The 19,632-nt window shown below is 43.4% G+C and carries 18 protein-coding genes; all 18 read left to right on the top strand.

The features are described from left to right. The 18 genes from KS242_RS08170 to KS242_RS08255 all read left to right on the top strand — a co-directional run bounded on the left by KS242_RS08170 (position 1) and on the right by KS242_RS08255 (position 19,624). Entirely contained in the window at positions 1 to 4,296 is a 4,296-nt protein-coding gene (locus KS242_RS08170; RefSeq protein ID WP_217323864.1) for a PolC-type DNA polymerase III, read from the top strand. A 277-nt stretch (positions 4,297 to 4,573) separates the two neighbouring features. Further along, the gene (rimP, locus tag KS242_RS08175; RefSeq protein WP_217323865.1) at positions 4,574 to 5,047 is read left to right on the top strand and encodes a ribosome maturation factor RimP; all 474 of its coding nucleotides are present in this window, start codon (positions 4,574 to 4,576) and stop codon (positions 5,045 to 5,047) included. Positions 5,048 to 5,061: 14 nt separating this feature from the next. Beyond that, positions 5,062 to 6,165 (top strand): transcription termination factor NusA, encoded by a 1,104-nt coding sequence (gene nusA, locus KS242_RS08180; RefSeq protein WP_217323866.1) that lies wholly within the window; start codon positions 5,062 to 5,064, stop codon positions 6,163 to 6,165. Between the two features lie 15 nt (positions 6,166 to 6,180). Beyond that, a complete protein-coding gene (gene rnpM, locus KS242_RS08185) occupies positions 6,181 to 6,453 on the top strand; it encodes an RNase P modulator RnpM (protein ID WP_097040498.1) in 273 nt (90 codons plus the stop codon). Continuing rightward, a complete protein-coding gene (locus KS242_RS08190) occupies positions 6,450 to 6,767 on the top strand; it encodes a L7Ae/L30e/S12e/Gadd45 family ribosomal protein (RefSeq protein ID WP_097040499.1) in 318 nt (105 codons plus the stop codon). The genes rnpM and KS242_RS08190 overlap by 4 nt, the downstream gene beginning before the upstream one ends. A 4-nt stretch (positions 6,768 to 6,771) precedes the next feature. Further along, positions 6,772 to 8,913 carry a translation initiation factor IF-2 gene (infB, locus tag KS242_RS08195; protein ID WP_217323867.1) on the top strand — a complete coding sequence of 714 codons (2,142 nt, stop codon included), beginning with the start codon at positions 6,772 to 6,774 and terminating at the stop codon, positions 8,911 to 8,913. Next, positions 8,910 to 9,188 carry a DUF503 domain-containing protein gene (locus KS242_RS08200; protein ID WP_217323868.1) on the top strand — a complete coding sequence of 93 codons (279 nt, stop codon included), beginning with the start codon at positions 8,910 to 8,912 and terminating at the stop codon, positions 9,186 to 9,188. Before infB ends, KS242_RS08200 begins: the two co-directional genes overlap by 4 nt. A 30-nt stretch (positions 9,189 to 9,218) precedes the next feature. Further along, positions 9,219 to 9,569 carry a 30S ribosome-binding factor RbfA gene (gene rbfA, locus KS242_RS08205; RefSeq protein ID WP_077309496.1) on the top strand — a complete coding sequence of 117 codons (351 nt, stop codon included), beginning with the start codon at positions 9,219 to 9,221 and terminating at the stop codon, positions 9,567 to 9,569. Between the two features lie 72 nt (positions 9,570 to 9,641). After that, complete coding sequence (truB, locus tag KS242_RS08210; protein ID WP_217323869.1) at positions 9,642 to 10,562, top strand: tRNA pseudouridine(55) synthase TruB; 921 nt, start codon at positions 9,642 to 9,644, stop codon at positions 10,560 to 10,562. Next, complete coding sequence (locus KS242_RS08215) at positions 10,549 to 11,487, top strand: bifunctional riboflavin kinase/FAD synthetase (protein WP_217323870.1); 939 nt, start codon at positions 10,549 to 10,551, stop codon at positions 11,485 to 11,487. Before truB ends, KS242_RS08215 begins: the two co-directional genes overlap by 14 nt. A 137-nt stretch (positions 11,488 to 11,624) precedes the next feature. Next, a complete protein-coding gene (rpsO, locus tag KS242_RS08220) occupies positions 11,625 to 11,894 on the top strand; it encodes a 30S ribosomal protein S15 (RefSeq protein WP_077309491.1) in 270 nt (89 codons plus the stop codon). Between the two features lie 137 nt (positions 11,895 to 12,031). After that, positions 12,032 to 14,161: a polyribonucleotide nucleotidyltransferase gene (gene pnp / locus KS242_RS08225; RefSeq protein ID WP_217323871.1), complete on the top strand. Its 2,130-nt coding sequence runs from the start codon at positions 12,032 to 12,034 to the stop codon at positions 14,159 to 14,161. A 98-nt stretch (positions 14,162 to 14,259) separates the two neighbouring features. After that, the gene (locus KS242_RS08230) at positions 14,260 to 15,213 is read left to right on the top strand and encodes a polysaccharide deacetylase family protein (protein WP_254391841.1); all 954 of its coding nucleotides are present in this window, start codon (positions 14,260 to 14,262) and stop codon (positions 15,211 to 15,213) included. A 40-nt stretch (positions 15,214 to 15,253) separates the two neighbouring features. Continuing rightward, positions 15,254 to 16,468, top strand: coding sequence for a M16 family metallopeptidase (locus KS242_RS08235; RefSeq protein ID WP_217324101.1), 1,215 nt, complete (start codon positions 15,254 to 15,256; stop codon positions 16,466 to 16,468). A 17-nt stretch (positions 16,469 to 16,485) separates the two neighbouring features. Then, positions 16,486 to 16,716 (top strand): YlmC/YmxH family sporulation protein, encoded by a 231-nt coding sequence (locus tag KS242_RS08240; RefSeq protein WP_077309485.1) that lies wholly within the window; start codon positions 16,486 to 16,488, stop codon positions 16,714 to 16,716. Positions 16,717 to 16,983: 267 nt separating this feature from the next. After that, on the top strand, positions 16,984 to 17,862 hold the full coding sequence (gene dpaA / locus KS242_RS08245; protein ID WP_254391842.1) for a dipicolinic acid synthetase subunit A: 879 nt from the start codon (positions 16,984 to 16,986) through the stop codon (positions 17,860 to 17,862). A gap of 15 nt (positions 17,863 to 17,877) precedes the next feature. After that, positions 17,878 to 18,468 carry a dipicolinate synthase subunit B gene (gene dpaB / locus KS242_RS08250; protein WP_217323873.1) on the top strand — a complete coding sequence of 197 codons (591 nt, stop codon included), beginning with the start codon at positions 17,878 to 17,880 and terminating at the stop codon, positions 18,466 to 18,468. 106 nt (positions 18,469 to 18,574) lie between these two features. Then, positions 18,575 to 19,624, top strand: a complete 1,050-nt coding sequence (locus KS242_RS08255; RefSeq protein ID WP_217323874.1) for an aspartate-semialdehyde dehydrogenase — start codon at positions 18,575 to 18,577, stop codon at positions 19,622 to 19,624. Positions 19,625 to 19,632: the final 8 nt, after the last annotated feature.

The following is a 19,632-nucleotide window of genomic DNA, read 5'->3' on the forward strand; positions in this document are numbered from 1 at the left end:
ATGAGTCTTACCAGCAATCAAAAAATGGACATGCTGCTAGATCAAATCCAGCTTGATGAAGAAACCATCACAGCTCATTTTAAAGAAAGTCAGCTGGAAAAATTGGAAGTTGATCCAAAGTCAAAAACATGGCATTTCCATTTTAAGCTGGCGAATCTGCTGCCACCAACTATATATAAGATTTTCACGACAAAACTGACTGATGCATTCGCGCATATCGCGGCGGTCAATTGGTCGATTACATGTGTCTCTAATACACTAGAGTCAGCTCATATTGCTGACTATTGGCAGGATTTTGTACTTACCTATCCGCAAATGTCACCAGCGTATAAGGATTTAGTCCAGACACAAGCGCCAGTAGTTAACGGTAATAAGATTATGTTAACTGCGAGAAATCAGGCAGAAGCAAGTGCACTGAAAAAACGCCTTGAACCTGCCTTTCAAACGTACTGTCAACGAATTGGCGCTAGTGTATATATGCTGACCGTCACTGTACAAGAGCAAAACATGGAAGAAATAACGAAATTCCGAGAACAAAAAGCTCTGGAAGACAGCTTGCTTGTACAAAAGGCGATGAAGGATCAAGAAGAACGTGCGAAGAAACAAGACGATGTTCCGCAAGGCCCGGTTATGATTGGATATGCGATAAATGATGAACTAACATCGATGCGTGATATACAAGATGAAGAACGGCGCATGGCTGTACAAGGGTATGTATTTGATGTAGATATTCGCGAATTGCGTTCCGGACGACACTTGCTTATTGCCAAAGTGACAGATTACACGGATAGCTTCCAAATCAAAATGTTCTCTAAAGGCAATAATGAAGACGCAGATCGATTCAAACAGCTCAAAAAAGGCATGTGGATCAAAGCACGCGGAAGTATTCAAACAGACACCTTCACCAATGAATTAACAATGATGGCAAATGATATCAATGAAGTCACTGTTCGTTTGCGTGAAGACAAAGCAGCAGCAGGAGAGAAGCGTGTGGAACTGCATACGCACACATTAATGAGTCAAATGGATGCTGTTACTTCTGCTAGCAGACTGATCGAGACAGCAGCCAGATTTGGTCACGATAGTGTTGCTATCACTGATCATGCTGTTGTACAAAGCTATCCGGAAGCGTATGCTGCCGGCAAAAAGAATAATATTAAAGTGATTTACGGCATGGAGGCCAATCTTGTCGATGATGGGGTTCCTATTGCATATAACACAAAAGACGCTAATTTAGAACAAGCAACGTATATTGTATTTGACGTGGAAACCACTGGTTTGTCAGCTTCTTATGACAAAATTATCGAATTAGCAGGTGTGAAATTCCGCGACGGAGAGATTGTAGACAGATTCGAGCGGTTTGCGAATCCACATCAAAAACTAAGCCAGACAATTATTGACCTGACTGGTATAACAGATGATATGCTCGTTGATGCTCCTGAAATTGATGAAGTTCTGCAAGATTTTCATACGTGGATGGGTGACGATATATTAGTTGCCCATAATGCTAGCTTTGATATGGGGTTCTTAAATCAAGGATTTAAACGAATCGACTTGCCAAAAGCAGAAAATGGTGTCATTGATACGCTCGAATTAGCTCGATTTCTATTCCCGCAGCTGAAGAATCACAGATTGAATACGTTATGTAAGTTCTTAGATATTGAACTGACACAGCATCACCGGGCGATTTATGATACAGAAGCGACAGGGTATTTGCTGTGGCGCTTGCTGAAGGAAGCGTTCAAACAAGAGATTATGAATCACAACCAGCTGAACGATTATATGGGTCAAGGAAATGCATATCAGCGTTCCCGTCCGTACCATTGCACCATTTATGTACAAAATGAGGTCGGCTTGAAAAACATGTACAAACTTGTGAGCATGTCGCATGTCGATTATTTCTATCGTGTGCCGCGTATTCCGCGCTCTAAGCTGGTACAGCATCGAGAAGGTTTAATCATTAGTTCCGGCTGTGATAAAGGCGAAGTGTTTGAAGCGATGATGCAAAAATCTAAGGAAGAAGCAGCAGAAGCAGCAGCTTTCTATGATGTGATTGAGGTTCAGCCGCCGTCCAATTATTATCATTTAATTGAGAAAGAGCTTGTGCAGAACGAAGCACATCTTTACGATATCATGCGCAATCTTGTTGAATTGGGCGATGAGTTAGACAAGCCAGTAATTGCAACAGGAAATGTGCATTATATAGAAGAACACGAAAAACAGTACCGAAATATCTTAATTAAATCTCAAAATGGTAACCCGCTCAGCAGACAGACTTTACCGGATGTACATTTCCGCACTACACCAGAAATGCTGGAAAGCTTTCATTTCCTTCCATTTGAAAAAGCAAAAGAAATCGTTGTAACGAACACACAGAAAGTTTCGGCAATGATGGAAGATGTGAAACCGGTAAAAGAAGATCTGTATACACCGAATATCGATGGTGCAGAGGATGAAATGCGCCAGATGAGTTATGACCGTGCAAAAAGTATCTATGGAGATACACTTCCGGACATCGTTGAAAAACGAATTGAGAAGGAATTGAAAAGTATTATTGGTCATGGTTTTGCTGTTATTTATTTAATTTCACATAAGCTCGTGAAAAAATCACTTGAAGATGGCTATCTTGTCGGCTCGCGTGGTTCTGTCGGCTCATCTTTGGTTGCAACGCTTACTGATATAACCGAAGTTAACCCGCTGCCGCCGCATTATGTGTGCCCAAGCTGCAAATTTAACGAGTTCTTTGATGATGGATCTGTAGCGAGCGGCTATGATTTGCCGGAAAAAGCTTGTCCTTCTTGCGGGGAATCACTCAATCGAGATGGCCAGGATATACCGTTTGAAACCTTCCTTGGATTTAAAGGTGATAAGGTTCCCGATATTGATTTGAACTTCTCAGGTACGTATCAGCCGCAAGCACATAACTATACAAAAGTATTATTCGGTGAGGACAAAGTGTATCGTGCCGGTACAATCGGTACGGTAGCTGAAAAGACGGCTTATGGTTATGTAAAAGGTTATGCGAGTGATAATCAGCTGCATATCCGAAATGCAGAAGTTGATCGCCTTGTGCAAGGCTGTACCGGTGTTAAAAGAACGTCAGGTCAGCATCCTGGGGGTATAATTGTTGTACCTGATGACCAAGATATATATGATTTCACACCGATTCAGTATCCGGCGGATGATCGGAACTCGGAATGGCGGACGACACACTTCGACTTCCACTCCATCCATGATAATCTGCTGAAGCTGGATATACTCGGACACGATGATCCGACCGTGATTCGTATGCTGCAGGATTTATCTGGTATTGATCCGAAAACAATACCGACAAATGATCCGGAGGTAATGAAAATCTTTTCCGGACCAGAGGCTTTAGGTGTAACGGCAGAACAAATAATGTGTAAAACAGGAACGCTTGGCGTGCCGGAATTTGGTACCCGATTTGTTCGGCAGATGCTAGAAGATACAAACCCTTCCACCTTTGCAGAACTTGTTCAGATATCTGGTTTGTCACATGGTACCGACGTATGGTTAGGCAACGCACAGGAACTAATTAATAAAGGTATTTGTACGCTGCCAGAGGTAATCGGCTGCCGTGATGACATCATGGTATATTTGATGCACAAAGGGCTGGATTCCTCGCTTGCATTTAAGATTATGGAGTTTGTTCGTAAAGGAAAAGGGCTGCAAGATGAATGGATCGAAGAAATGAAAAAGAATAATGTACCAGATTGGTACATTGATTCCTGTTTAAAGATCAAGTACATGTTCCCGAAAGCACACGCCGCGGCGTATGTGCTTATGGCAGTACGGATTGCCTATTTTAAAGTCCATCATCCGATACTTTTCTATGCAGCATACTTTAGTGTACGCGCCAGTGATTTTGAATTAGACACGATGGTCAAAGGTTCGGATGCTATTCGTCAGCGTATTAATGAAATTAATCAAAAAGGCAATGATGCTTCTCCAAAAGAGAAGAGTCTTGTTACGGTATTGGAATTGTCACTTGAGATGTGCGAACGCGGCTTCCATTTCCAAAAGGTAGACTTGTACAAATCCAGTGCCACTGATTTCCTTGTTGATGGAAACAGTCTTATTCCTCCATTCAATGCAATTGATGGGCTGGGCACAAACGCCGCTCTTAATATTGTAAAAGTGCGGGAAGATGGTGAGTTCTTGTCGAAGGAAGACTTGCGTGAACGCAGCAGAATCAGTAAAACCGTGTTGGAGTATATGGATCAGCATGGCTGTCTGGAAGGCATGGCAGACCAGAACCAGCTTTCGCTATTCTAATAGGATTCTTGCCTAAACAAGAAACTTGTGGTATATTATCCAATAGCGGTATTGATACGAACCAGATCAAGAGTGGGATTACCCACTCTTTTTCATACCCATGGATTCGGCATCATTTGTACGGGGAGCGCCTCTTCGTTGTTTTGTAGCAAAATGCACATGATAAACATTGTTCCCTTGCTTCCTTTTCGGGCAAGGGTTTTCTATTGATGAGAGGCACACCCCACCCATTCGAAGTAATAAATGTCTGAAAGCGTGCAGTAAAGGAGGAAGCATTTTGGCAGCCAATATAACGGAAGTTACGGAAAATTATCTACAACCGATCGTGGAAGAGCTGCAGCTTGAGTTAGTCGATGTGGAATTCGTGAAAGAAGGAAAGAACTGGTTTTTGCGAGTGTATGTCGACAAAACAGAAGGCATCGATATCGAGGAATGCGCAGTAGTTTCAGAAAAATTAAGCGCCATTCTAGATGAAAATGATCCGGTTGATTTCCCATACTTTTTGGAGGTTTCTTCTCCAGGAGCGGAAAGACCGCTTAAAACAAAACAAGCAATTACAAAAAACATCGGCAAAAATGTATATGTAAAACTATATGAGCCGATTGATAACGAGAAAGAGTACGAAGGTACATTGAAAGCGTTCGAAGACGACGTTCTGACTTTAGAAGTCATGGTCAAAGCGAGAAAGAAGGAAGTGGCACTTCCTTACGAAAAAATCGCCAAGGCACGTCTGGCTGTAACGTTTAACTAAAGGGGGATATACGAGTGAGCAGCGAGCTTTTTGATGCCATTAATTATTTGGAGAAAGAGAAGGGGATTAATAAAGACGTCCTGATTGAAGCGCTGGAAGCAGCCTTGATCTCCGCTTATAAAAAGAATTTCAAATCTGCTACAAATGTACGTGTTGATTTGAATGAAACTACTGGTTCTATGAAAGTCTTTGCGCGCAAGGATGTTGTCGAAGAAGTCGAGGACAGCCAGCTGCAGATGACATTAGATGAAGCTCGTGCCGTTTCCGGTACATACGATATCGGTGACGTTGTTGAGATCGAAGTAACACCAAAAGACTTCGGACGAATTGCAGCGCAAGCAGCTAAACAAGTGGTAACACAGCGTGTGCGTGAAGCAGAACGCGGCGTCATCTTCAGTGAATATGCAGATCGTGAAGAAGATGTTATGACGGGAATTGTTTCCCGAAATGATCCGCGATTCATCTATGTAGATTTAGGCAAGATTGAAGCGAAATTGCCTGAGAGCGAACAGATGACGACGGAAAAATACGATATTCATGACCGCTTAAAGGTATTTGTAACAAAAGTGGAGAACACGAACAAGGGACCAAGTATCTTTGTGTCACGGACACACCCGGGTCTTTTGAAGCGATTGTTTGAAATGGAAGTGCCGGAGATTTATGATGGTACTGTGGAGATTCGCTCCGTAGCTCGAGAAGCTGGTGACCGTTCCAAGATTTCTGTCTATGCATCTCAGCCGGAAGTTGATCCAGTCGGTTCTTGCGTTGGCCAGCGAGGTCAGCGTGTACAAGCAATTGTAAATGAACTAAAAGGCGAAAAAATTGATATTGTCGAGTGGTCTGAAGATCCAGTCGAGTATGTATCCAATGCATTAAGCCCTTCTAAAGTTATCCAAGTATTAGTGGATGAAGAAGAAAAAGCGACGACGGTCATCGTACCAGATTATCAGCTTAGCCTGGCAATCGGTAAACGCGGTCAGAACGCCCGTCTGGCAGCAAAGCTGACTGGATGGAAAATCGATATTAAATCCGAGACAGAAGCTCGGGACCTCGGGATTTTGACAGTACAAGATACCGAAGCAGATGACTTCGATGACTTTGACGAAGACACATATTGATAAGGGGCGCTGTATATGAAACAAAAGAAGGTTCCGCTTCGAAAATGTGTGGTTTCTAATGAAATGAAGCCGAAACAGGAATTGATCCGTATCGTCCGCAACAAAGAAGGCGAAGTATTCGTGGACGACACAGGCAAGAAGAACGGTCGCGGTGCGTATGTATCCAAGGATGCATTGATCATTGAAAAAGCGAAGAAACAAGACACGCTGGCGCGCCATCTAAATACACAGATCGATGATTCTATTTATGAAGAGCTTGAGCGAATCGCGAAAGGTCAGCAATCATGAGTAAAAATTATTTGAATTTGTTAGGGCTGGCTGTGCGTGCCGGACAGTGCACCTTTGGAGAAGAAGCCATTGTCCGTGATGTACAGCGACAGAATGCAAAGCTAGTAATAGCTGCCAGTGATATCGGTCCCCAAACCTTAAAGAAACTTCGCAACAAGACCGATTTTTACAACATTGCCTTTCTTCAGGTGGAGGAGGACCGGGAGCAATTATCACAAGCGGTTGGTAAATCCGGCAGAGTCGCAATTGCCGTCTTAGACAAAGGCTTTGCAGACAAATTGAAATCTTTGCTCACTGAATCCACTCGGAGGTGAACGTATGTCAAAGATTCGTGTTTATGAATACGCAAAAGAAAAGAACGTTTCAAGTAAAGATATTATTAATAAGTTAAAAGATATGAATGTTGAAGTGTCCAATCATATGTCGATGATTAACGATGCAGCAAAAGATAAATTGGACAAAAGCTTCACAGCAAAAAGCGCGGGTAGCGAGAAAGTAGCGATTAAAACGGGGAACTCAGCAAACACATCCAACTCAGCAAATAATGGTCAAAACAATAAGCCAAAAGGCAAAAGTGGCGGCGGACAAAACCGCAGCCAACAGCGAGGCGGCAACAGCCGACCTGGCAAAGGCGGACAAAATCGACGCGGCGGCCGCAACAACAACCGCAGCCAGAAACCGCAGCAGAAGCGTCCAGCAATGCCGACTCCAGACAAAATTACCTTCAAAGGGTCTTTGGCTGTCAGCGAATTGGCAGCGAAGCTTCACCGGGAGTCCACAGAAATTATCAAGAAACTCTTCTTGCAAGGTGTTATGGCTACGAAGAACCAAGAGCTTGATAAAGATGCAATTGAATTAATTTGTGCAGAGTATGACGTAGAAGTAGTAGAAGAAGTAGACGTCGATGTTACAGACCTTGACAACTACAAAATTGAAGACAAAGAAGATGACCTTCAAGAGCGTCCTGCGGTTGTTACGATTATGGGGCACGTTGACCATGGTAAAACAACATTGCTTGATTCCATTAGAGATACAAAAGTTACTGAAGGCGAAGCAGGCGGTATTACACAGCATATTGGTGCTTATCAGATTGAAGAAAATGGCAAGAAAATTACGTTCCTTGATACTCCAGGTCACGCAGCGTTCACAAGCATGCGTTCTCGTGGTGCGCAGGTAACGGATATTGCTATTCTTGTTGTTGCTGCTGACGATGGTGTTATGCCGCAGACAGTAGAAGCAATCAACCATGCCAAAGCAGCAGAAGTACCAATTATCATCGCTGTAAATAAAATCGACTTAGAAGGTGCCAATCCGGACCGCGTTATGCAGGAACTGACTGAGCATGGCTTAATTCCGGAAGATTGGGGCGGGGATACCATCTTCGTTCAGCTTTCTGCGAAGAAACGTGAAGGTATTGACGATCTTCTTGAGATGATTTTGCTTGTTACGGAAGTAGAAGAATTGAAAGCTAATCCAAATCGTCCTGCTGAAGGTACAGTTATTGAAGCACAGCTTGATAAAGGCCGCGGACCTGTAGCAACATTGCTTGTACAAAACGGTACAATGCATGTTGGGGACAGCATCGTAGTTGGTCACTCTTACGGCCGTGTCCGTGCTATGGTAAACGATTTAGGACGCCGAGTGAAGACAGCAGCTCCTTCTACACCTGTTGAGATCACTGGCTTGAACTCGGTACCAAATGCCGGTGACCAGTTTATGGTGTTCAAAGACGAGAAACAAGCTCGTCAAGTTGGGGAAGCAAAACAGCAAAGACAAGTAGAAGAGAACCGTTCTACTGGTGCTCGTGTAAGTCTTGATGATCTGTTTAACCAGATTAAACAAGGTGAAGTGAAGGATATCAATCTAATCGTGAAAGCAGACGTACATGGTTCTGTAGAAGCGATGGCTGCATCACTAGAGAAAATTGAAGTGGAAGGCGTTAAAGTACGTATCATCCACACTGGTGTAGGTGCGATTACGGAATCCGATGTTATTCTGGCATCTGCTTCTAATGCTATCATCATCGGTTTCAACGTTCGTCCGGATACAAATGCGAAGAAAGCGGCTGAATCGGAAAATGTTGATATCAGACAGCATCGTATCATTTATAAAGTAATCGAAGAGATTGAGTCTGCTATGAAAGGCATGCTTGATCCTGAATTTGAAGAAAAAGTCATTGGACAGGCAGAAGTTCGTGAAATATTTAAGGTTTCACGTATCGGTACCATTGCAGGTTCTTATGTAACAGAAGGTAAGATTACACGTGATGCTTCTATCCGCGTGATTCGTGACAGTGTCGTAATCGTCGAGGACGAAATCGATTCATTGAAACGTTTCAAGGATGATGTACGTGAAGTTGCTACAAACTATGAGTGTGGTATTACGCTGAAGAGCTTCCACGATCTTAAAGAAGGCGACACCTTTGAAGCATATGTGATGGAAGAAATCGAAAGAAAATGATTCTGGCTGCGGTTGTAGAATGTATAATCTATAACGCGCATTCCCTCAAGGATAAGCGTTCGGTCGTTAAACGGATTACAACTAGGATTGGCGGTTCCTTCAATATCGCTGTCAGTGAAGTTGATTATCATGATTTGTGGCAGCGCACTTGCTTTGAATTGGTAACAACTTCTCCTGACCGTGTCCGTGCCGAGCAAGTAATAGACCAAGCGCTTGCCTTGATTGATTCTTTTCCGGAGATCGAGAGAACAGCTGCTGATAAACAGTGGCTTTAGCATCCCTCCAAATGACGATGAGGTGAATATATGAGTGAATTACGCGCAAATCGTGTAGCAGAGCAAATGAAAAAAGAGCTCGGCGACATTATTTCCAGAAAGATTAAAGATCCGCGGATCGGTTTTGTAACAGTCACCGATGTAGAAGTTACGGGTGACTTGCAGCAAGCAAAAGTTTACATCTCCGTCCTTGGTGAAGAAAAGCAGAAAAATAATACGCTTCTCGGATTAGCAAAAGCAAAAGGTTTTATCCGCTCTGAAATTGGCAAGCGAATCCGTTTGCGCAAAACACCGGAGCTAGCCTTCGAATTTGACGAAGCAGTCGAACAAGGAAATCGCATCGAGCATTTGTTAAAAGAGCTTGATGATTCCGAAAGATAAGAACACGAAAAGAATCCCTTCGCCCTTATGGGAGAAGGGATTCTTTTTACATAGAGTAAAGGGGTGCTGGTATTGGATGGAATCCTGCCGTTATGGAAACCGAAAGGGATGACCTCCCATGACTGTGTGTTTAAAGCACGCAAGCTATTACAAACGAAGAAAATTGGGCATACCGGCACACTTGATCCGGATGTAGAAGGTGTCTTGCCGCTCTGTATCGGACAAGCAACAAAGGTTGTTCCGTATTTGACGGATACCTCCAAAACATATGTTGCAGAAGTAACACTCGGTACCTCGACCGAAACGGAAGACAAAAGCGGAGAGGTAATCGAAGAAAAACAAATCACAGAGCCAATTCCTATAGCCGCTATTGAAAAAGTACTCCAAAGCTTCCTTGGTGAAACAGAACAGATACCGCCTATGTATTCTGCCGTCAAAGTAGGAGGCCGCAAGTTGTATGAATACGCCAGACAGGGGCAAGTCGTGGAGCGTCCTATTAGGCGGATTACAATTCACAGCATAGACTTGCACAAAGATTCCGTTCGCGCGGATGGAAGCGTGTTCGGGTTCACAGTAAGCTGCTCAAAAGGTACTTATATTCGTACGCTTTGTGTGGATATAGGCAAGGCTCTCGGATACCCGGCGCATATGAGCAGTTTGGTGCGTACGCAAGCTGGAGCATTTTCTGCGCAAGATACAGTAACGTTTGCTAAAATAGAGGAAGCAATGGAAGCAGGAACGATAGAACAGTTGCTGCAGCCTGTCACGAAAGCAGTTGACTATCTGCCGCTCATTGAAGCAGATGCCGATATCGAACAAAAGGTCCGGTTCGGTCAGCGTCTTCCGCGGCCGGCAGAAGCGGATCTTTACCGTGTTCAAAGAGGAGAACAATTGCTTGGCATTTATGAGACGCATCCTTCATATTCACAGCTATTAAAGCCAAAACGAGTATTCGTATCAGGGAAAGCAGGTGGCACAGATGCAAACGATTAAATTACAATATACAGAAACAATGAAACTAAGCGATATGCCTGCTGTCAGTGCAGCGATTGGTTTTTTCGATGGAATTCATCGCGGCCATCATCAGGTAATCCAGCAAGCAATTGATTATGCGGAAGAAAATCAACTAAAAAGCGCAGTCATTACCTTTCATCCGCATCCATCAGTCATTCTCGGTAAAGCAGAGACAAGAGAAGATTATCTGACTCCGCTTCATGAAAAAGAAGCGATTTTAGAGAAGATGGGGATAGATTATCTATATCTAATTGAATTCACGAAAGAGCTTGCAAGTTTAAGTCCAGACAGCTTTATAGAACGGTTTATCAATGGTCTCACCGTGCAGCATCTAGTATCTGGTTTCGATTTTACTTACGGCCAAAAAGGAGCCGGAAATGCTGCATCTCTTCAAGAAGCAGCACAAAATAATACATTCAGCTATGAAGCGGTTGCTAAAGTAGAAGATGCCGACGAAAAAATCAGCTCTACACAAATCAGGGAGTTAGTGGCATCTGGGGAAATTGAAAAAGCCGTCGAATTACTTGGCCATCCGCTCACATTGACTGGAGAAGTCATTACAGGTGATCAGCGTGGTCGTACAATCGGATATCCAACAGCGAATATTCGCATAGAGCCAGCTTATTTCCTGCCAAAAACAGGCGTTTATGCAGTAGAAGTACTTGTAAAAGGGCAAACATTTTATGGTATGGCCAATCTCGGCTATAAACCGACTTTCCAGGAAGACGCCGTCCTGCCTAATTTAGAAGTTCATATTCTCAACTTCGATGAACAAATCTATGGGGAGCAGCTGACTGTTTCTTGGAAATCATTCATTCGAGAAGAAGTGAAATTTAACGGTATCGATGAGCTGGTTGGTCAATTGAACCGCGATAAACAGCAAGTTAACGCATATTTTGCTTAGAAATTGACTGAAGGACTTGCAATCTGAGGCAAAAAAGTGTAATCTGGACTATGGAAAACCTTCGCTTGGCAATTCGCTACTCCGGCGATTGCTCGGGGAATGGGGTTACTATTAGATTTTTTAGGAGGAACAAACAAATGGCAATCTCTAAAGAACGTAAGAATGAACTAATCAGCGAATACAAAACACATGACAGTGACACAGGTTCACCAGAAGTGCAAATCGCTGTTTTGACGGAGGAAATCACTACACTTAACGAACACCTTCGTACACACAAAAAAGATCACCACTCTCGTCGTGGCCTATTGAAAATGGTTGGTCGCCGTCGTAACTTGTTAAACTATCTTCGCGATAAAGACGTTACACGTTACCGTGATCTAATTCAAAAACTTGGCTTACGCCGATAAGATGGACAAAGAAGCGGGAATTTTTCCCGCTTTTTCTATAGGAGAAAACCTATTCTACATAGTGTTATAAATGCAGCCTGAACTGGAGCATAATACAGACAGGATATGTTGTAAGATAAATGAGAGGGGCTTTATTCATGGCAGACCAAAAACAAGTGTTCTCCACGGAGATTTCCGGTCAGACTTTTTCTGTGGAAATCGGAGAACTTGCCAAGCAAGCGAGCGGCGCTTGCCTAATCCAGTACGGAGACACGTCTGTACTTTCCACTGTTGTTGGTTCTAAAGAACCGAAAGACTTACCGTTTTTCCCATTGACAGTGAACTATGAAGAAAGACTATATGCAGTTGGTAAGATTCCAGGCGGTTTCATTAAGCGCGAGGGCCGTCCGAGTGAGAAAGCTGTATTGGCTTCTCGTCTAATCGACCGTCCGATTCGTCCATTGTTCCCAGATGGATTCCGTAATGACGTGCAAGTAATCAGCATGGTAATGAGTGTGGATCAAGATTACTCTTCTGAAATGGCTGCAATGGTCGGTTCTTCCATCGCATTGAGCATTTCTGATATTCCATTCCACGGCCCAATTGCTGGTGTCGTTGTTGGTCGCGTAAATGGTGAATTTATCATCAACCCGACAAAAGAACAGCAAGAGCAGAGTGACATTGACCTGACAGTTGCAGGCACAAAAGATGCGATCAACATGGTTGAAGCTGGTGCAGAAGAAGTGCCGGAAGATATTATGCTGGAAGCAATCATGTTCGGTCATGAAGAAATCAAACGTCTTGTTGCATTCCAAGAAGAAATCGTTGCCGCTGTCGGCAAAGAAAAGATGGATGTTAAACTTTTCGATTTGGACAAGGAATTAACGGAAGATGTAAAAAACCGTTGTTACGACAAGTTGAAAGCTGCCATCGAAGTGCATGAAAAGAAAGCACGTGAAGCAGCAATTGATGAAGTGAAAAAAGAAACTGTCGCTTTCTATGAAGAACAGGAAGCGGATGAAGATACAGTGAAGCAAGTGAAAGGAATTCTTGGCAAACTAGTTAAGGAAGAAGTTCGCCGAGCTATCACGAAAGACAAGATTCGTCCGGATGGTCGCGGTGTTGACGAAATTCGTCCGCTTTCTTCCCGTATTGGTGTATTGCCTCGGACACACGGATCTGCATTGTTCACACGCGGTCAAACGCAAGCATTGAGTGTATGTACACTTGGCGCATTAGGCGATGTACAGATTCTTGATGGTTTGGATACAGAAGAAACGAAACGCTTTATGCACCATTACAACTTCCCGCACTTCAGTGTTGGTGAGACAGGACCAATCAGAGCGCCAGGACGCCGTGAAATCGGACATGGTGCACTTGGAGAAAGAGCATTGGAAAAAGTGATTCCTTCTGAGAAGGATTTCCCTTATACCATTCGTCTTGTTTCTGAGATTCTGGAGTCCAACGGTTCCACTTCTCAAGCTAGTATTTGTGCCAGCACAATGGCGATGATGGCTGCCGGTGTACCAATTAAAGCACCAGTAGCAGGGATTGCAATGGGCTTAGTGAAGTCTGGTGATGATTACACAATCCTTACAGACATCCAAGGCATGGAAGATGCGCTAGGAGATATGGACTTCAAAGTAGCAGGTACTGAAAAAGGTGTAACAGCCTTGCAAATGGATATTAAGATTGAAGGATTGAGCCGTGAGATTTTGGAAGAGGCACTAACGCAAGCCCGTAAAGGCCGTTTGGAAATCCTTAGTCATATGGTTTCGACAATCAGCGAACCGAAGCAAGAGCTTTCTGCTTATGCTCCGAAAATCCTGACAATGACAATCAATTCAGATAAGATCCGCGACGTAATTGGGCCAAGTGGTAAACAAATCAACAAAATCATTGAAGAAACGGGCGTCAAGATTGATATCGAACAAGACGGAACCGTATTTATTTCTTCTACCAATTCTGCGAAGAATGACGAAGCGAAGCAAATTATCAGCGACATCGTTCGTGAAGTTGAAGTTGGAGAAGTATACGATGGTACTGTAAAACGTATTGAGAAATTCGGCGCATTTGTTGAATTGTTTAAAGGAAAAGATGGACTTGTCCATATTTCTGAACTGGCAGAAGAACGCGTTGGTAAAGTAGAGGATGTTGTCAAAATTGGCGACAAACTGAAAGTAAAAGTAAAAGAAATCGACCGTCAAGGACGCGTGAATCTTTCACATAAACAGCTGCTTGTAGAAGCAAAACAGGAAAAAGAAGAGCAGTCTGCGACTGAAGAATAAGCAAGTCCCCAAGAAACTGGTTTAGCCAGTTTCTTTTTTTTCCTGCTTGTTCTTCCTTGTCCCATCTCCTCATAAGCTAGTTTAGGGGAGGGATGGGAATGCATCGGATTATTATACACTTGCTTGTTTTCGTCACGCTGATTCTTCTGCTGATTGATGGTGGTAATCTGCCGTCTCAAACAGCGTCTGTGAGCCATCATCCAGTATTTTCTGATATAGCAGTGAGATCTGATGAAGCACAATTGCGGCAGGAAATAGAGGCGGTACGCAAGGAAGTTGAAAAGCCGTCTGAGAATGCTCGAATCGATAAGATATGGAAGAAAATACCCGGTAAAGCGGGTGTCAAGGTTGATGTTGATGCTTCAGTAGAAAAGATGCAAAAGACAGGCACATTTGATCGGGACCTGCTCGTATTAGAGGAAGTCGAACCGGAAGTTACATTGGACGAACTTCCAGCTTCACCAATTTATCGGGCGAGAGAAGATCAAGAGCAGGTTGCTTTGCTGATTAATGTTTCATGGGGAGAAGAACATATTCCTGCTATTTTGCAAACATTAAAAGATGCCGGTGTGAAGGCGAACTTCTTCATTGAGGGCAAGTGGGCAAAAGAAAATAATGAAATTGTCGAAATGATTGAAGAAGAAGGGCACGTTATTGGCAACCATGCTTATAATCATCCCGATATGAAAAAAATGAACAAAGCAGACTCCGTTGAACAGATAACGCAGACGAATGAGATTATTAACGCTATTACAGGTGACAAACCTACCTATTTCGCTCCGCCAAGCGGAAGCTTTAATCAAGGTGTCATTGAAGCTGCCGCTGAACAGCAAATGGAGACGATTTTGTGGTCCGTTGATACCATTGATTGGCAAAAACCGACAGTACCTGTTATGATGAAACGCGTGACTGAGAAATTGCATCCAGGAGCATTCATCTTGATGCATCCAACACCTGTTGTAGAAGCAGGACTTGCCGACATGCTGAAAGTTATCGAAGAAAAAGGGTACAGTGTGTCGACTTTGGATACGATATTGAATGAAGGAAGATAATGGTACAGCAGTACATGCTGCTGATTGGGAGGATTTAAATTTGCTGCAAAGACACACATGCAAAAATGGATTACGAGTTGTAGTAGAAAACATGCCATCGGTACGATCCGTAACGATCGGTATCTGGATCTTGACAGGTTCCAGAAATGAAGAAGAAATAAATAATGGGCTCTCTCATTTCCTAGAGCATATGTTCTTTAAAGGAACAAAAAAGCGCTCAGCAAAAGAACTTGCGGAAGCTTTTGATGCTATCGGAGGCATGGTGAATGCTTTCACTTCTAAAGAATACACATGCTATTATGCCAAAGTACTTGATACGCATAAAGAATTCGCATTGGAAGTATTAGCAGACATGTTCTTTGAATCGCAATTTGCTCAGGAAGAAATAGAAAAAGAACAGAAAGTAGTTTTGGAAGAAATCAAGATGGCAGAAGATACGCCAGATGATATTATTCATGACTGGCTTGCAGAAGCTGCTTATGGCAAACATCCGCTTGGGTTGCCCATCCTAGGTACAGAAAGCACGGTAATGAGCTTTAACAGTGAGTCTGTTCGTAACTACAAAGAATCTCATTATGTTCCGGAAAAAATTGTTATTTCAATTGCCGGAAATGTAGATGATTCGTTTATAAAAGATGTGGAACATCATTTTGGTTCCTTCGAAGCGGCGTCGGCACATCGAGAATTACAAGCACCGCCATTCTTTCCGAATACAATCCGCCGAGCGAAAGAAACAGAGCAAGCGCATCTGACAATTGGGTACAATGGCTTGAAGCTGGATGATCCAGCTAGCTACAGCCTTATGGTTGTAAACAATGTACTAGGCGGCAGCATGAGTTCACGGCTGTTCCAAGATGTGCGAGAAGACAAGGGCTTAGCGTATTCTGTATTCTCTTACCATAGTACGCATAAAGATAGCGGCATGCTGACGATTTATGCGGGTACTGGCAAAGAGCAGCTGGATGAACTGCAGGAGACAATTCGTTTAACTACGGATAAGCTGAAAGCAGACGGGCTGACGGAAAAGGAATTGCGGAATACAAAAGAACAGCTGAAGGGTAACTATATGCTTGGCTTAGAAAGCACAAATAGCAGAATGAGCCGAAATGGCCGGAACGAATTAATGCTTGGTAAACACCCGTCATTTAATGAATTAATCGAGAAAATCGACAATGTGACGATGGATGATGTGAATGCTATCATTCATCACGTATTCGGCAAAGAGCAAGCTAGAGCGATAGTAGCACCAAAATAAAAAGGAGCTGATCGGCTTTGCGATTCAAGGATATTGGAGATAAAGAGATCATTGATGTGAACAACGGCGAACGTTTAGGGGTGCTCGGTCAAACAGATGTAGAGTTTAACCCAGTTACAGGCAAGATTGATGCTTTTCTCATTCCGAATTATAAGTGGTTCGGCTTGCGCAAAGAAGGCAGTGACAACCGTATTGCTTGGGAAGAAATCCAGACAATCGGCAAACATATGATACTTATTAACTCGTGACTAGTAAGATAAAAGTATACGTAAAAAAATCCAAACAAGGATAATTTCTTATGAAAGAATTTATCCTGCGTTTGGATTTTTTTGTGGGCGCTAATGAAAGCCGCACAGGAAGGCGGATGCACATCTTTCGTCACAGCATATAATTTCTGTCTGTACAATGCCACCAATTCAAGCACTCCTCTCTGTAATCCTCATATGATAACTGGAAAGCAACATTTCTATTGCAAGAAAATCTACGAAAATAACGCTGCAGAGCGAGGTGAGAGTTTGACCACCGAATTGACTATCGCTGTCCTTGGCGGTGATGCCCGCTACTTGGAGATGATTCGCAGCCTGCAGTGCAGTGCGAATGCATCTGTTTTTGCAGTGGGTTTTGATCAAATTAATCAAAGCTTCACTGGCGGTATTCAGCGGGAGATGGAAGACATCGACCCGGAACAACTGGACGCCATTATTCTGCCGATTCCTGGTCTGGGCCCTGACGGCCAAATTGAGACGGTCTTCTCTGATAAGAATATTCAGCTTACAGAAGCTTGGATGGATCGTCTTCCTAAAGATTGTGTTATTTTTACAGGCATTACAAATACGTACTTGACGGAAACATGCAAGAAACGTAACTTGCGCCTTGTATCGCTGTTCGACAGAGATGATGTGGCCATCTACAATTCGATTCCTACAGCCGAAGGTGCAATTATGACTGCCATCAAACATACAGATTTCACGATTCATGGATCAAAAGTTACAGTACTCGGTTTCGGGCGTGTTGGAATGAGTGTTGCGGCTAAGTTTGATGCGCTTGGTGCAGATGTTCACGTAGGGTCCATTCATGATGCCGATATTGCTCGGATAAGCCAAATGGGTATGCACGCCTTTTTCCTTGACCGTCTTCCAGAAGTAGTGCAGAACAGCGACATTCTCATTAATACAATTCCAGCTCTTGTTGTGAAGCGACCTGTAATTGAACAGCTGCCAACGCAAGGATTGATGATTGATTTAGCTTCGAAACCAGGCGGTATCGATTTCGACTACGCCAAAAAACGGGGAATCCAAGCTATTCATGCTTTAGGGCTGCCGGGTATTGTTGCACCGAAGACAGCTGGAAATATTTTATCCGTCGTTATTAAACAGATCTTAACAAACAGTTAAAAGGGGGAGAAGCGCATGAGTTTAGCAGGAAAAAGGATTGGGTTCGGAGTTACAGGCTCACATTGCACCTATAGTGAAATATTTCCGCAGATTGAACTTCTCGTAAAATTAGGTGCAGAGGTCGTGCCAATTGTAAGCAATACGGTGCAATTTACCGACACGTATTTTGGAGACGCCAAGGATCACCTGCAAAAAATCAGTGATCTGACAGGAACGAAGATCATAAAGACGATTCCGGAAGCAGAACCGCTCGGTCCGCGAGAGCCGCTGGATTGTATGGTCATTGCACCGTTAACTGGCAACAGCATGTCAAAGCTTGCCAATGCGTTAACTGACAGCCCCGTGTTAATGGCAACGAAAGCAACAATCCGAAACGAGAAACCAATTGTGCTTGGAATCAGTACAAACGATGCATTGGGCTTGAACGGTGTTAATTTAATGCGGCTGATGGCGGCTAAATTCATGTATTTCATTCCATTCGGTCAAGATGATCCATTTAAAAAGCCGAATTCTCTTGTTGCGGATATGACAAAACTGCCTGAAACGATTGAAGCTGCTTTGCAGTACAAACAGCTGCAGCCTGTATTGGTCCAACGTTTTTCCTAAACTCCTCAATCAATAACCTATCACAGAAAAATTATGATATGATAGGGTTTAGCGTACCAACCATATCATACGTATCCATTGAGATAGACAGAGGAGAGGTTTTTTTATGGCACAGCAAAGTTATCATATCGCAGTAGTAGGCGCGACAGGCGCTGTAGGTCAAAAAATGCTGGAAACTCTCGCAGACCGTGACTTTCCGATCGGCGAGCTTTCCTTATTATCTTCCAGCAGATCAGCTGGTCAGCAAATAGATTTTAAAGGAAAAAGCTATACGGTGAAAGAAGCGATGCCGGAGAGCTTTGAAGGTGTTGACATTGCGTTATTCTCAGCAGGAGGCTCTGTCTCAAAAGCTTTAGCACCAGAAGCAGTGAAGCGCGGTGCAGTAGTTGTTGATAACACAAGTGCTTACCGGATGGATCCGGAAGTGCCGCTTGTTGTTCCAGAAGTAAATGAAGAAGATTTAAAAACGCATAAAGGCATCATTGCTAATCCGAATTGCTCTACCATTCAAATGGTAGCTGCATTGGAACCATTAAAAGCAGCTTACGGACTTTCCCGTATTATCGTCTCCACATATCAAGCTGTATCTGGAGCGGGTGCAGTTGCTATTGATGAATTGAAGGACCAAGCACAGCAATTCCTGAACGGTGAAGATATGGAAGCAAGTGTCTTGCCCGTAAAAGGCGACAAACGCCATTTCCCAGTAGCATTCAATGCGTTGCCGCAAATAGATGTGTTCCAAGATAATGGCTACACGTATGAAGAAATGAAAATGATCAATGAAACGAAAAAAATTATGCATGCGGAAGACATGCGTGTATCTGCAACATGTGTTCGTTTGCCAGTGTTTACTTCTCATGCCGAAAGCGTTTATGTTGAACTCGGTCAAGACGGTCTTTCCGTTAAAGACATTCATGAGAAACTGGCAGCAGCAGAAGGTATCGTGCTAGAAGATGACCCGAGTACACAAACGTACCCGACACCGCTCTCTGCCGCTGGCAAGAAAGATGTATTTGTCGGAAGAGTGCGCAAGGATCCAGATCATGATAATGGATTCCACCTGTGGATTGTGTCCGACAACCTATTGAAGGGTGCGGCTTGGAATAGTGTTCAGATTGCAGAACGCTTAATTCAGCATAACTTGCTTACAATCTGAGGTGTAGA

It is taken from the genome of Terribacillus sp. DMT04, from assembly GCF_019056395.1.
Taxonomy (GTDB): Bacteria; Bacillota; Bacilli; order Bacillales; family Amphibacillaceae; genus Terribacillus; species Terribacillus aidingensis_A.